We start from the raw sequence: 230 nt of genomic DNA, 5'->3' as shown, positions 1-230 counted from the left end.
CCGCGGCCGGGGCCGCCGCCGTGCCCCCCCCCGCCGCCCCGGCGGCCAAGCTGCCCGGCGGGGCGCAGGCCGGCGCCGGCGACGAGGCGGCCGTGCCGCTTCCGGACGGCGCGGGCCGGGTGCCGGTGCTGCTGCTCGACGGGGCCCCGGCCGCGCCCGCCCCGGCCGCCGCCCCCGCGCCGGCCCCCCCCCCCCCCGCCCCCCGCCCCCGCGCGGCCGGCCTCTACACC

Annotated in this window: 1 pseudogene; it reads left to right on the top strand. The window is 90.9% G+C overall.

Annotated elements, in window-relative coordinates:
• Positions 1-230: pseudogene (locus AAHZ94_RS36665) on the top strand (protease); the annotation flags it as partial.

It is taken from the genome of Streptomyces sp. HSW2009 (assembly GCF_040240285.1).
Classification (GTDB): Bacteria; Actinomycetota; Actinomycetes; order Streptomycetales; family Streptomycetaceae; genus Streptomyces.
This window is presented reverse-complemented; position numbering and strand designations above follow the sequence as displayed.